The organism is Streptomyces sp. NPDC048297 (assembly GCF_043201585.1).
In the GTDB taxonomy this organism is placed as follows: Bacteria; Actinomycetota; Actinomycetes; order Streptomycetales; family Streptomycetaceae; genus Streptomyces.
Genome location: NZ_JBICZA010000036.1, coordinates 66880 through 79584 on the forward strand (window position 1 = coordinate 66880; position 12705 = coordinate 79584).

The 12705-nt window shown below is 71.5% G+C and carries 12 protein-coding genes and 1 pseudogene; 9 read left to right on the forward strand and 4 right to left on the reverse strand.

What is annotated here, in order from left to right; genetic code table 11:
* The first annotated feature begins 10 nt into the window (after nt 1-10).
* The 6 genes and pseudogenes from msrB to ACGFYV_RS31180 all read left to right on the forward strand — a co-directional run bounded on the left by msrB (nt 11) and on the right by ACGFYV_RS31180 (nt 5771).
* On the forward strand, nt 11-418 hold the full coding sequence (gene msrB, locus ACGFYV_RS31155; protein WP_393881860.1) for a peptide-methionine (R)-S-oxide reductase MsrB: 408 nt from the start codon (nt 11-13) through the stop codon (nt 416-418).
* A gap of 97 nt (nt 419-515) precedes the next feature.
* Nucleotides 516-1814 (forward strand): PP2C family protein-serine/threonine phosphatase, encoded by a 1299-nt coding sequence (locus tag ACGFYV_RS31160; RefSeq protein WP_393881861.1) that lies wholly within the window; start codon nt 516-518, stop codon nt 1812-1814.
* 192 nt (nt 1815-2006) lie between these two features.
* A pseudogene (locus ACGFYV_RS31165) lies at nt 2007-3131 on the forward strand (ABC transporter ATP-binding protein); the annotation flags it as partial.
* Between the two features lie 257 nt (nt 3132-3388).
* Nucleotides 3389-4042: an ABC transporter permease gene (locus ACGFYV_RS31170; protein WP_393881862.1), complete on the forward strand. Its 654-nt coding sequence runs from the start codon at nt 3389-3391 to the stop codon at nt 4040-4042.
* Nucleotides 4039-4707, forward strand: coding sequence for an ABC transporter permease (locus ACGFYV_RS31175; RefSeq protein WP_393881863.1), 669 nt, complete (start codon nt 4039-4041; stop codon nt 4705-4707). Before ACGFYV_RS31170 ends, ACGFYV_RS31175 begins: the two co-directional genes overlap by 4 nt.
* A gap of 107 nt (nt 4708-4814) precedes the next feature.
* Complete coding sequence (locus tag ACGFYV_RS31180; protein WP_393881864.1) at nt 4815-5771, forward strand: ABC transporter substrate-binding protein; 957 nt, start codon at nt 4815-4817, stop codon at nt 5769-5771.
* Between the two features lie 62 nt (nt 5772-5833).
* On the opposite strand, the gene ACGFYV_RS31185 is transcribed toward ACGFYV_RS31180, so the two are convergent.
* The gene (locus tag ACGFYV_RS31185; protein ID WP_393881865.1) at nt 5834-6253 is read right to left on the reverse strand and encodes a DUF6114 domain-containing protein; all 420 of its coding nucleotides are present in this window, start codon (nt 6251-6253) and stop codon (nt 5834-5836) included.
* A 4-nt stretch (nt 6254-6257) separates the two neighbouring features.
* A complete protein-coding gene (locus ACGFYV_RS31190) occupies nt 6258-6992 on the reverse strand; it encodes a DUF6230 family protein (RefSeq protein WP_393881874.1) in 735 nt (244 codons plus the stop codon).
* A 593-nt stretch (nt 6993-7585) separates the two neighbouring features.
* On the opposite strand from ACGFYV_RS31190, the gene ACGFYV_RS31195 reads away from it, so the two are divergent.
* From ACGFYV_RS31195 to ACGFYV_RS31205, 3 genes are all read left to right on the forward strand, one after another.
* Nucleotides 7586-8230, forward strand: a complete 645-nt coding sequence (locus tag ACGFYV_RS31195; protein ID WP_393881866.1) for a Tat pathway signal sequence domain protein — start codon at nt 7586-7588, stop codon at nt 8228-8230.
* A 406-nt stretch (nt 8231-8636) separates the two neighbouring features.
* Complete coding sequence (locus tag ACGFYV_RS31200; RefSeq protein WP_393881867.1) at nt 8637-9284, forward strand: ScbR family autoregulator-binding transcription factor; 648 nt, start codon at nt 8637-8639, stop codon at nt 9282-9284.
* Nucleotides 9285-9314: 30 nt separating this feature from the next.
* Nucleotides 9315-10529, forward strand: coding sequence for a damage-control phosphatase ARMT1 family protein (locus tag ACGFYV_RS31205; protein WP_393881868.1), 1215 nt, complete (start codon nt 9315-9317; stop codon nt 10527-10529).
* Here the strand turns inward: ACGFYV_RS31205 and ACGFYV_RS31210 are convergent.
* The gene (locus ACGFYV_RS31210; protein ID WP_393881869.1) at nt 10506-11744 is read right to left on the reverse strand and encodes a cytochrome P450; all 1239 of its coding nucleotides are present in this window, start codon (nt 11742-11744) and stop codon (nt 10506-10508) included. The two genes, ACGFYV_RS31205 and ACGFYV_RS31210, sit on opposite strands and share 24 nt — an antisense overlap.
* A 20-nt stretch (nt 11745-11764) precedes the next feature.
* The gene (locus tag ACGFYV_RS31215) at nt 11765-12616 is read right to left on the reverse strand and encodes an alpha/beta fold hydrolase (protein WP_393881870.1); all 852 of its coding nucleotides are present in this window, start codon (nt 12614-12616) and stop codon (nt 11765-11767) included.
* Nucleotides 12617-12705 lie beyond the last annotated feature (89 nt).

The window sequence follows — 12705 nt, forward strand, 5'->3', positions numbered from 1 at the left end:
GCTGAGAGTCATGTCGTACGACGTCGAGAAGCCGGACGAGCAGTGGCGTGCGGAGCTGACGCCCGCGGAGTACCGGGTACTGCGCCAGGCCGGCACCGAGCCGGCCTTCACCGGTGAGTACACCGACACCAAGACCACGGGCGTGTACTCCTGTCGCGCCTGCGGCGCCGAGCTGTTCACCTCGGACACCAAGTTCGAGTCGCACTGCGGCTGGCCCTCCTTCTTCGACCCGAAGGACACCGACGCGGTCGAACTGATCGAGGACCGCTCGCACGGAATGGTCCGCACCGAGGTCCGCTGCGCCCGGTGCGGCTCGCACCTGGGGCACGTGTTCAAGGGCGAGGGTTACGCCACCCCGACCGACCAGCGCTACTGCATCAACAGCATCTCGCTGCGGCTGGAGCCGAAGCAGGCCTGATTGCCCTGGGGCTCCGGGGGCTCATGGGGCGGCCGGGGTGTGAGGGGCCGGTGAGATTGCTGCCGTGCACGCTCCGGTTTGAGATTCTGTGAGGGTGATGGGTGTCGCGCGCTGGATCCTGGCCCGCCGTGGGCCCCTGCCCGTCGGCAACCACCGACGGGCGGAACAGGACGCGTCCGAGGATGCGGCGGCCTGGCTGGGCGCCCTGCGGACCGCCGCGGCCGGCATAGGGACCGAGCCCGACGAGGAAGCCGCCCGCGCCGAGCTGGCCCGTGCGGTCGTACGGCTGGTCGGCGGGGCCGCCGCGGTCGTACGGCGCACCGGGCACACCGTCTCGGAGTACCAGCAGATCGTCGGCGACCCCGCACTGCTGCCCGACGTCCGGTGGGCCGCCGCGGTGGCCCGGGAGACGGCCACGCCCACGCTTGACGAGAAGGCGCGGCCCTGGATCGAGTACGCGGGCGCCGCCACCCGCACCGCGCTCTGTCTCCCGCTGGCCAGCGGGGACGACCAGTACGGCGTGCTGGTCTGGGCGCGGGACGGGGTGCCGTACAGCCCGCCCGAAGCCGAGCTGATCGCCCTGCTCACCGAGCGCGCCGCCTCCCACATCCGGGAAGTGCGGGCCTACGAGCAGATCAGCGGCACCGCCGGTGACCTGCAGCGGGCCCTGCTCGCGGAGCCCGGCCGGCCGCACCCGAACCTGGACGTCGCGGTCCGCTACCTCCCCGCCGGGCAGCGCGCGCTGGTCGGCGGGGACTGGTGCGAGACCGTGCGGCTGCACTTCGGCCGCACTCTGCTGGTCGTCGGCGACGTCATGGGGCACGGCCTGGAGGCCGCCGTCGACATGAATGCCTACCGGTCCTCGCTGCGCTACATCGCCGCCTCCGAGCTGCCCCCGCACCGGGTGCTGCGGCAGATGGACGACATCGCCTCAGGCGAGGCCGAGCGCAGGCCCGCGACCTGTCTGCTGGCCCGCGTGGACCCCGGCCGGGGCCAGCTCACCCTGGCCAGCGCCGGGCATCTGCCGCCCGTGCTGATCACCCAGGACGGCGAGGCCTCCGTGCTGCCCGTGCCGGTCGGCCCGCCGCTCGGCACCGGGTTCGGCGGGTACGAGTCGGCCACCGCGACGCTGGAGCCCGAGCAGACGCTGGTGCTGTTCACCGACGGGCTCGTGGAACACCGGGGCGAGGACATCGACAACTCCCTGGCCCGGCTGTCCACCCTCCGCTTCACTCCGGGCCTTCACATCGACGACCTGCTGGACACCATCCTCACGCGCCTGGACGCCCGGCACGCCGAGGACGACGTGGCCGTCCTCGCCGCCCGCCCGCACGCCAGGCCGCCGGCCCCGGGAGCGGAGGACGACGAGGCGGCGCGGGTGACTCCGGCGACGTAGCTGCCAGGGTGGCCCCGGCGCCGTAGCGCGATCGGCCCCGCCCTCCTGTGCGCGGGCCCGCACGGACCCGCCACACGGCCGCCGAAGTGCGGCAACACAAGCGGTCTAGACTCGGCCCGCAACGGCCTCCGCACCCCGAACCATGGCCGAAAGCAGGCAGAAACCTGCCAAACCCGAAGGGTACGCGGCGTTTTGATACGGATAGAAGAAGTCACGAAGCGGTACCCGGACGGCACGGTGGCGGTCGACGGACTGTCCCTGGAGATACCGGACCGTGCGATCACCGTCCTCGTCGGCCCCTCCGGATGCGGCAAGACGACGACCCTGCGGATGATCAACCGGATGGTGGAGCCCACCGATGGCCGCGTCCTCCTGGACGGCGCGGACATCAGGGACCAGCCCGTCAACTCCCTGCGCCGGTCGATGGGTTACGTCATCCAGAACGCGGGACTCTTCCAGCACCGGACCATCCTCGACAACATCGCCACCGTCCCCCGCCTGTTGGGCTGGAACAAGAAGAAGGCGCGTGAGCGGGCCGGGGAGTTGATGGAGCGGGTCGGCCTCGACGCGGCGCTCGCCGCGCGGTACCCGTACCAGCTCTCCGGCGGTCAGCAGCAGCGCGTCGGCGTGGCCCGCGCCCTGGCCGCCGACCCGCCGGTGCTGCTCATGGACGAACCCTTCTCCGCCGTCGATCCCGTGGTGCGCAAGGGGCTCCAGGACGAACTTCTGCGCATCCAGGAGGAGTTGGGCAAGACCATCGTCTTCGTCACCCATGACATCGACGAGGCCGTCAAGCTGGGCACGATGGTCGCGGTGCTGCGCACCGGCGGCCGGCTCGCCCAGTTCGCCCCGCCCGCCGAACTGCTCAGCGCGCCCGCCGACCTCTTCGTGGAGGACTTCCTCGGCGCCGACCGGGGCATCCGCCGGCTCTCCTTCTTCCCGTCGGACGAACTGGAGCTGCGGACCGACCTCGTCGTCCCGATCGACGCGGACGCCGACACGCTCGCCGCGCGCGGCGCCGCCGATGCCGTCCCCGGTCTCCTCGTCACGGACGCCGACGGCACCCCCCTCGGCTGGGGCGAGCCGGACCAGTTCACCGCCAGGGCCATCGACCGCGACCGACTGCTGCCGCACGGACGGCCGTTCGTACCCGGCCGCGACTCGCTGCGCACCGCGCTCGACGGAGCCGTACTCTCACCGACCGGCTGGGCCGTAGCCGTGAACGACGAGGGCCACGCCGTGGGAGTCGTCTCCCAGCAGACCATCGGAGCGGCGATCCGCACAGCGCATACGCAGGAGCGGGCCGCTGGGGGAGGGAGGCCGGCTGCCGAGGGCGAGGACCGGACCGCTGGGAGCGGGGAGTTGGCTGCCGGGGGCGAAGAGCCGGTCGCCGGGAGCGAGGACCGTGCCGCTGGGAGTGGGGAGTCGGCCGCTGGGAGCGAGGGCCGGATCGCCGGGAGCCCGGAGTCGGACGCCGGGAGTCCGGAGTCGGGCGCCGGGAGTCAGGGACGGGCCGGCGGGGGTACGGAGGCCGGTGGGCGTTCCGGGGAGCAGCAGGATGCGAAGGCCGGGCGATGAACGGCTTTTTCGATCTGCCCAGTGACCTTCAGCAGAGCTACTTCGGGCTGATCGGCCTGCATCTGCGTGAGGCGCTGCTGCCGGTGCTGGCCGGGCTCCTCGTCTCGTTGCCCGTCGCCCAGCTCTGCGTCCGCTTCCGCTGGCTGTACCCGCCCGTCCTCGGCGTCACCACCGTGCTGTACGCCATCCCCTCGCTGGCCTTCTTCGTCGTCCTCATCGACTACACCGGCCAGAGCGAGACGACGGTGATGATCCCGCTCGCCGTGTACAGCCTGGTGGTGCTGGTCCCGTCGATCGTGGACGGCGTCCGCTCCGTGCCGCCGGAGACCCTGGCCGCGGCCCAGGCCATGGGCTTCGGGCCCGTACGGCGCTATCTCCAGGTGCAGTTGCCGATCGCCGTACCCGCCATCTTCGCGGGCCTGCGGGTGGCCACCGTGTCGAGCATCTCCCTGGTCAGCGTCGGCATGCTCATCGGCAACCAGGGCGCCCTCGGCAACCTGCTCAACGACGCCAACCTCTACCACCGGCCCGCGCTCGCCGTGAACTCCGTGCTGACCACCGCGGTCCTGGCCATCCTCGTCGACGCGGCGCTGGTCCTCGTCCGGACGCTGCTGACCCCCTGGATGCCGAAGAAAGGTGCCACCCGGTGAACATCCTGGACTTCGTCCGCGCCTTCTTCACCGACAGCTCCCACTGGCACGGCTACGACGGCATCCCCACCCGCCTGCTGGAACACGTCGGGTACTCGCTGGAGGCCCTCGCCCTCGCCGCCCTGATCGCCCTGCCCGTCGGCCTGGTCACCGGCCATCTCGGGCGCGGCGGCAACGCCCTCGCGCTGATCGCCACCGCCGCCCGCGCCCTGCCCAGTTTCGGTCTGCTGGTGCTGATGTTCATCTGGCTCGGGTTCGGCACGCTGCCGGTGATGATCCCGCTGGTGGTGCTCGCCGTACCGCCGATCCTGGTCACCACCTACGAGGCGATCCGCTCCGTCGACCCGTCCCCGGTGGACGCGGCCCGGGGCCTCGGGATGCCCGAGCCGCGCATCCTGCTCCAGGTGGAGATCCCGGTCGCGCTCCCGCTGATCCTCGGCGGGCTGCGCACGGCGGCCATCCAGATCGTCTCCACGGCCACCATCGCGGCCTACGTCAGCTTCGGCGGCCTCGGCCGCTACATCATCGACGGCCTCTACCAGAGGAACTACGAGAAGGTCGTCGGCGGCGCCACCCTGGTCGCCGGGTTGGCGCTCGCGACCCTCCTCGTGTTCTGGGCGGTGGGCCGCCTCGCGGTGTCGCCGGGGGTACGGCGAGGCACCTGACGAGTGGGCTCCGTGCGGCCAACTACGCGTGCGTCCACGTGCATCGAGGCCAATCGGTGACCTGCCGGCACTTGACTGCCGAATTACTGGCTGGATTGGATCAGTGAGTGACTTCCACGAACCGTATCAGCAGGCCCATCCGGAGGAACCGAGGCGCGGCAGTGGTCGCGCTCGCGGCGGCGACGGCGCTGCTGACGGGCTGTAACTCCTCCGACGACAACGCCAACCCTCTGACGGACAAGAAGGCAAGCGGCGACACCGTAGTCGTCGGATCCAACAACTTCGCCGAGAGCATCCTGCTCGCGGACATCTACGGCGAGGCACTCAAGGCCAAGGGAATCAAGGTCGAATACAAGCCGAACATCGGCAGCCGCGAGACCACCTACGGGCTGCTGAAGAACGGCTCGGTATCCGTCCTGCCCGAGTACAACGGCGCGTTGCTGGCGTACCTCGACCCGAAGGCCGCCCCGAAGACGGCCGAGGCGACCACCTCCGCCATCACGGCCAAGCTGGACTCCAAGCTGACCCTGCTGGACCTCTCTCCCGCCGAGGACAAGGACTCGGTCACGCTGAACGCGGCGACCGCGAAGAAGTACGGGCTCACCGAGAAGTCCTCCATCGCGGACCTGAAGGACGTCGCGAAGGACCTGGTCTTCGGAGCCTCGCCGGAGTTCCAGGCCCGCCAGCAGGGCCTGGTGGGCCTGAAGGACGTGTACGGGCTCCAGTTCAAGTCCTTCAAGGCGCTGGACGCGGGCGGCCCGCTGACCCAGACGGCACTGACGAAGAACGCCGTGCAGGCCGCGGACATCTTCAGCACGGACCCGGTCATCGCCAAGGAGAAGTTCGTCGTCCTGCAGGACCCGGAGAGCCTCTTCGGGTTCCAGAACGTCCAGCCTCTCGTGAACAAGAGCGCCCTGCCCAGCAAGGGTGTGGACGCGCTCAACGCCGTCTCCGCCAAGCTGGACACGGCGACCCTGCGGGACCTGGACACCCAGGTGCAGTCGCAGCACAAGGACCCGCTGGACGTCGCCAAGGCCTGGCTGAAGTCGGCCGGCCTCGACTGACCGGAGCGGACGACGCGTGTGCCCCTGGAGACCGGGAGGAAACCGGGGGCACACGCGGTGTCTCAGGCCGGTTCTCCCGCGGAGACCGGGGGTTCCCGGTCGGCGGAGACCTGGGGTTCCTGGTCGGGCAGCCAGCCGAAGGTGAGGCAGCTGCCGACGGCGCCCAGGAGCAGGCCGACGAAGAAGCCGCCCAGGTTGGACGTGAGCCAGGTGCCCAGGGAGACCAGGATGCCGGTGAGGGAGTAGAACAGCCGCTGGGCGGGGCTGAACAGGATCAGCAGGCCGAGCAGTACCATCAGGGCGGGCAGCAGATAGCCGGCCAGGCCCTGCATGCCGATGTGCATGACGACCTTCAGCGAGGCCTTCTCGGTGAGCAGGATCTCGCCGCCGCCCAGAGCGAGCAGCAGCCCGCCCCAGAAGGGCCGGCGGGCCCGCCAGTCGCGGAAGGCGGGCCTCAGCTCCCTGCGTGCGCGCTCGGGCATCCGCTCAGCAACCCGAGTCGCTGAAGCGCAGCTTGAGTCCGGGCAGCTTGAACACGCCAGCGGTGGTGGCGTAGTTGGTCTGCCGCAGGTTGGCGATGTGCACCGTGTCGGCCTGCTGGCTGAAGACGCCGATCGGGCCCTTGGCGTTCGCCTTCGTCAGCGTGCTCGCGTCGTTGCCGATCTCGATGTTGTCGAACTCCGCGTCGCCCGACAGCTCGGTGGAGTCGGTGGTCAGGTCGCTCGCGGTCACCTTGTGGTCGTCGGTGCCCGCGGTGATGAGCAGGTTGGTGCCGCCGAGGTCGACGCTCTGGCACAGCTTGTCGAGCGTGGCGTCCTTGATCGCGGAGGTGACCACCAGTACCTGGCCGCCCGTGTCACCGGCGTTCGGGCTGTTCTCCGCCATGTTGTCGAGTCCGCCGAACTGCTCGAAGCCGGTGCCGTTCAGGTCCTTCGCGGTGACCGTGAACGCCATTCCGGAGATGGCGAACTGCACACCCAGCGCCCCCTGCGCGGTGAGGATCGCGAGGCCCGCGGCGACGAGGGTGGCGGGTACGGCCATCACGGCGGTCCGGCGCAGCCGGACGCGTCCGCGTCCCGCGCCGCCGGCGGCGGGCCCGGACCGCGCCGGGGCCTCGGACTCGGCGGCGGCCCCGGACTCGGCTGAGGCGTCGGACGGAGAACCGCTGTCGGGGTTCTCGGGGGTGTTCTCGGCGGACGGGACGTCCGGGGACGAGGCCATGGCTGCTCCCAGAGGCATGGACGAATGCGGATGGGGCTTCAGGTGGCGCTGTGTCCTGGCGCGGACAGCGGCTGCCGCGGACGCCTCCTCGCACTCCCGGCGGATGCAAGGGCTTTCTCGTTACGCGGCAGTAGCGTTTCGTGGAAGTTACCGCCGGTTACACAGGGCGGTCAAGGTGATGGTGAAAATAGGGTGTCGGATGTGCGCGGGTGATCCCGGAGCGGTCCGCAAGGGGTGGCGCGATCGGTGCCCGACGCATCAACTCCCTTACAATGCCTTGACGTTGATGGTTGCGTGGGTCTACAACTTCCCCTGTTTCCCCGGATCCGTGGCGCCGGATCCGCCGAGCGGCATCGGCCGCTTTCCCGGCCTTCTTCCGCAAGCGCTCGGCATCGCTCTCCGCACCGGATCACCTGCCCGCGGCACCGTTCGTCCGTGCCGCCGGCAACCGCTTCGCATCATCGCGGCACCGGCACGGTCGCTTCCGACCCGGGCCGTGCTCCGCCGCGCCCGGCGCCGCCGCACCCCCCACGTCTCACCTCTGTCCCCCACATCTCACCTCTGTCCCCCCACCTCGGAAGAGAGGCACCCCCATGCGCAAGCGCACCCTCCTCGCCCTCGCCGGCACCGTCACCGCCCTCACGGTGGCCGCGGCCGTCCCCGCCTCGGCGAGCGGCGCCGTCCTGACCACCGGCGCCGCCGGCGGCACCGCCGTCGCGGACGGCGACACCCTCGTCGCACCGCTGGCCACCGGCACCGCCGCCACGCTCTACACCAGCGCCACCAGCACCAGTGGCGTGAGGTGCACGTCGTCCCAGTTCACGGCCAGTGTGACCGGCAACCCCACCGCGCCGGGCACCGCGACCGAGTCGGTCACCGCGCACACCCTCGCCAACTGCACCAGCAACATCACCGGTGTGACGGGCGTCGACAGCATCACGATCAACAACCTGCCCTACGGCGCGACCATCACCTCCGGCGGCACCCTCACGGTGACACCGCCCAGCGGCTCCGCCATCCAGGCCACCGGCAAGCTGCGCACCCTCCTGGGCAGCATCACCTGCGTCTACCAGGCCCCGAGCCTGACGGCGCAGGCGTCCAACGCGGACAACAGCATCACCTTCACCAACCAGCAGTTCACCAAGAGCTCCGGCTCCTCGCTCTGCCCCGCCAGCGGCTTCTTCAGCGCCAAGTACGCCCCTGTCACCGACGCGGGCGCCCCGGTCTTCGTCAACTGACCACCCCTGACCGGCTTCCCGGTCCCGCACCAGCCGCAGGAGTGGCACCGGCCGCACCAACTGCACGAGCCGCAGAAGTCTCAGTAGTCGCCGTACGAGGGCGGCGCCCCCGCGTGAGCACCAGCACCGCGGCGGCGCCGCCCGTCGCGTGCGCGGGGGTCACAGACCGGTCCTGCGGTTTTGTTGTGCGCCCCGTGAGTGCACCCGCAAGTGCCCCCGCCCCGCCGGATCCGTCGCGCGACAGCCCCGTACCGGCTGAGCCGCAGGGCCCGAACTGCCCCTGACAGGTGCCGGATTTTCACGCGGCCAAACCGACTCCCGCTGCCGATCGGTGAGTTATCGTATGCAGGCAGTGAAAACAAACCGCGTGTCCCGTTCGTTAGTGGGATGAGAGAGGGGTCGGTCGATGGCGAGGCAGTTACGCGCTGAGCAGACCCGGGCAACGATCATCGCGGCCGCCGCCGACCTGTTCGACCGCCAAGGCTATGAATCCACCAGTCTGAGCGACATCGTCGGCCATGCGAAGGTCACCAAGGGCGCCCTGTACTTCCATTTCGCCGCCAAGGAGGACCTGGCCCACGCGATACTGGAACTCCAGGCCGCGGCCGCGCAGCGCCTGGTCGCCGACGTCGAGGCCCGAGGTTGCTCCTCGCTGGAAGCCCTGATGCGCACCACCTTCGGGATCGCCCGGCTCGCCGTGGACGACCCGGTGCCGCGCGCCGGACTCCGCCTCGCCACCGCCGACATCGCCGTACGGGCGCCACTGCGGCACCCCTTCACCGAGTGGCAGGACTTCGCCACCCGCAAGTTCCACGGGGCGGTCAAGGAGACCGACGTGCACGCCGACATCGACGTCGCCGTCGTCGCCCACTCCCTCGTCTGCTTCTTCGTCGGCACCCGGGTCGCCGGCCGCTCCCTCGAACCGGTCGGGCGACTGCCCCGCCGGGTCGTCGAGATGTGGATCCTGATGATCCGCGGCCTGGTCCCGGTGCACCGCAGGCCCCGCTACCTGACCCTCGCCACGCAGCTCGAACGGGAGATCAGAACCGGCTGACCGGTGACGGCGCGCGATACGGTGACGGCCATGCCCCTCGCGCCCGACACCCCCCACGCGCCCGTGATCCTCGGCAACGACCCCGGCTCGTTCCCGCACAGCGTGCTGGCCGAGCGGCACCCCGCGATCATCCGGCAGGTGCGGGACGCCTTCCCGTACGGCCCCGGGCAGCACCGCGCGCTGGACGAGCTGCTGAAGAGCTGCACCGAAGGCGTGATCGAACCGCTGCCCGAGGACGCGGGCGACCGGGACCGCTGGCAGGAGTGGGGGCTGCGCTCCTACGCCGGACAGTCCTGGTTCGACGTGGCCTGGCTCTGGTCCGAGAGCTACTTCTACCGGCGGCTGCTCGACGCCGTCGATCACCTCCGGCCGGGCGCCTGGCAGGGCATCGACCCCTTCCGCCCCTTCAAACGCGCCGAACTCGACTCCCCGCAGACCGACGAGGAACTCGCCGCGCTCGACGCCCTCCAGCAGCGGCCGGTGCGCGAGCGGGACCGCGCCCTGCTGCACGGCTCACTGTGGGGCAACCGCGCCGACCTCGGTTTCCGTCTCTCCGCCGGCGGCGCCGCGGACCACGAACCGGCACCCGGCCTGGTCGCCGACGACAGCGACACCCTCTGGTCGCTGCTGCCGCCCACCGGCGCCGGCACGCTCTGCCTGGTCGCGGACAACGCCGGCCGCGAACTCGTCCCCGACCTGCTGCTGATCGCCCACCTTCTCGCCGAGGGCCGGATCACCCGCGCGGTCCTGCACGTCAAGCCGTACCCGTACTACGTCTCCGACGCCACGGTCTGCGACGTGGTCGACGCGCTGAGCCGGCTCCGGGCGGCGCGGGGCGCGGCCGGCGCCCACGGCGCGCTGCTCTGGTCGGCGATGGCCGACGGCCGTCTCACCGTGCGCGCCCACCCCTTCGCCGCCGCCCCGCTGCCGTACGCCGACATGCCGGACGACCTGCGCGCCGAGTTCGCCTCCGCCACCTTGACGATCGTCAAGGGAGACCTCAACTACCGCCGCCTGGTGGGCGACCGGATGTGGCCGCCCACCACGCCCTTCGCGGACGTCACCGGCTACTTCCCGGGCCCGGTCGCCGCCCTGCGCACCCTCAAGTCCGACGTGATCACCGGCCTTTCCGCGTCCACCGAGGCGGCCCTGGACGCGGCGCAGGGGCAGGGGCAGGGCTGGCGCACCGGTGGCACGCACGCCCTGATCCAGGTCAACCCGTCAAACGGCCCGGACGGGAAGTGACTTGATGCCGTTGATGAAGTTGGAGACGAGGCGCTGCGGCGGCCCGGCGAGACGCGGCGCGGGCAGCGCGCGCAGCACCTCCTCGTGGAGCAGCCTCAGCTGAAGCCGCGCGAAGTGGGCGCCCAGGCACACGTGCGGGCCGTCCCCGAAGGACACGTGCGGATTCGGGGTGCGGGCGAGGTCCAGCAGGTCCGGTGCCGTGAAGACGCGCTCGTCCCGGTTGGCGGAGGCGTGGAACACCACGACCTTGTCGCCCGCCCGAATCCGGCTTCCCGCCAGCTCGGTGTCCCGCGCGGCCGTCCGGCGGAAGGTCAGCACCGGCGGATGCCAGCGCAGCAACTCCTCGACAGCCGACGGCAGATCCACCTTCCCCGCGCGCAGCAGCTCGTACGCCCGCGGATGCTCGGCCAGCGCCAGCAGCCCGCCGGGAGCCGCGCCGCGCACCGTGTCGTTGCCCGCGACGGTGAGCAGGAAGAAGAACATCTCCAGTTCCGCCGGGGCGAGTTCGCCGTCGTGGGCGAGGGTCGTCATGATGTCGTCGCCCGGCTGGCGTCGTTTGTGGTCCGCCAGCTGCCGGGCATAGGCGAACATGTCCCGCAGCATCGCGGGCGAGCGCGGATTGACCGGCCTGCCCGCCTCGTCCCGCACCGCCGGGCCGGCCTCGTCCGGGTCCTGGTAGCCGATGACCCGCTGCGTCCACCGCAGCAGCAGCCGCCGGTCGCTCTCCGGCACCCCGAGCAGATCGGCCAGGTTGAGCAGGGCGTACTCGTCGGTGACCGCGGTCACCAGGTCGACCGTGCCGTCACCGGTGCGGGCACGCTCGACGGCCTGCGCGAGCAGGGTGCGCGCGCGGTCGCGGGCGACGGCCGCGAACCGGTCGACGCGACCCGGTGTGAACGCCCGGCTCACCAGCCGCCGCAGCCGGCCGTGCCCCGGCGGATCCTGGTTGAGCATCATGCGCCGGATGAACGGCAGGTCGTCCGGGTCGGGGTCGCGGATCTGGGTCGCGCCGACGAAGGAGGAGTACGCCGTCGCGTCCTTGAGCACCCGGACCACGTCCGCGTGCCGGGTCACCGCCCAGAAACCGGGTCCGGCCGGCCAGCCCAGCACCTCCGGCTCGTCCTGCCAGGCCACGGGATGCTCGTCGCGCAGCAGCCGGTAGTCGTCGTAGGGCACCCCGGCGGCGTACCGGCGCGGGTCGAAGATATCGGGCACCGGGCGGGTCCGGGGCACGCTCACGCCGGCTCGCCCGCGCCGGCGGGGCCTGCACTGGCGGAGTCGGCGTCGGCGGGGTCGGGGTCGGCGGGGTCGGCGCCGGCCGGGTCCGCCCGCAGGAAGTCCTCCACCACCGAGACCAGCTCCAACGGCGTCTCGTCCATGGCGTAGTGCCCGGCGCACGGCAGCGTCACCAGTTCGGCGCGCGGATACCAGGACATCCACGTCTGCCGCATCAGCGCCGGGGACAGCGCCGGATCGAGTTCCCCGGCCACCGCCAGCGCCGGGACCTCGCTGCCCTCGACGTCCGCGCGGAAGTCGTCACCCGCCCAGGAGTCGAGCCAGGCCCGGAACGCCTTCGCGTCGCTGCGCTCCAGCGAACGGTCCACCATCCGGTCCAGCCAGGCGGCGGGGCGGCGACCGCCGGTGGTGACGTCGAGGATCGCGCGCCGGTTCCCCGGCCGGTGCGCCGCCTCCGTGAACAGCGCGCCCTGGTCACCGGCCAGCGGCATCCCCGAGGCGGGCACAGGGGAGACCCCGACGATCCGGCGCAGCCGGTGCGGGGCCACCGACAGCAGCCGCTGCGCCACCGCGCCGCCCATCGAGTGCCCGATCACCGAGAACCGGTCCCAGCCCAGCCGGTCCGCCAGCTCCACCAGGTCGACGGCCGCCTCGGTGGTCGTGTACGCGCCCACGGCGGCGTGGGCCTCGCCGTAGCCGCGCAGATCGACCAGGGCGTAGGTGAACGTGGCGCGGTCGAGATCCGGCAGGACGGGCGCGTAGGCGGAGCGGTCCGCGAACCAGCCGTGCACGGCGAACACCTTGTGGGCGCCGTCGCCATGCACCTCATGAGGCAGCACGAAGGAGGTCACTGGTGGACCCTTTCTGTTGCGGGCACCAGTGAGGTGCTCGTGGTTAGATGCCGGTGAGAGCCGGGGTGACGGCCCGTGGTGGTCGCCCT

Excerpts from the sequence above, each read along its gene's own strand:
- ACGFYV_RS31205 (WP_393881868.1), top strand. The coding sequence starts at position 9,315 with ATGCCCCTCGCGCCCGACACCCCCCACGCGCCCGTGATCCTCGGCAAC.
- ACGFYV_RS31195 (WP_393881866.1), top strand. The coding sequence starts at position 7,586 with ATGCGCAAGCGCACCCTCCTCGCCCTCGCCGGCACCGTCACCGCCCTC.
- msrB (WP_393881860.1), top strand. The coding sequence starts at position 11 with ATGTCGTACGACGTCGAGAAGCCGGACGAGCAGTGGCGTGCGGAGCTG.
- ACGFYV_RS31160 (WP_393881861.1), top strand. The coding sequence starts at position 516 with ATGGGTGTCGCGCGCTGGATCCTGGCCCGCCGTGGGCCCCTGCCCGTC.
- ACGFYV_RS31190 (WP_393881874.1), bottom strand. The coding sequence starts at position 6,992 with ATGGCCTCGTCCCCGGACGTCCCGTCCGCCGAGAACACCCCCGAGAAC.
- ACGFYV_RS31185 (WP_393881865.1), bottom strand. The coding sequence starts at position 6,253 with ATGCCCGAGCGCGCACGCAGGGAGCTGAGGCCCGCCTTCCGCGACTGG.
- ACGFYV_RS31200 (WP_393881867.1), top strand. The coding sequence starts at position 8,637 with ATGGCGAGGCAGTTACGCGCTGAGCAGACCCGGGCAACGATCATCGCG.
- ACGFYV_RS31170 (WP_393881862.1), top strand. The coding sequence starts at position 3,389 with ATGAACGGCTTTTTCGATCTGCCCAGTGACCTTCAGCAGAGCTACTTC.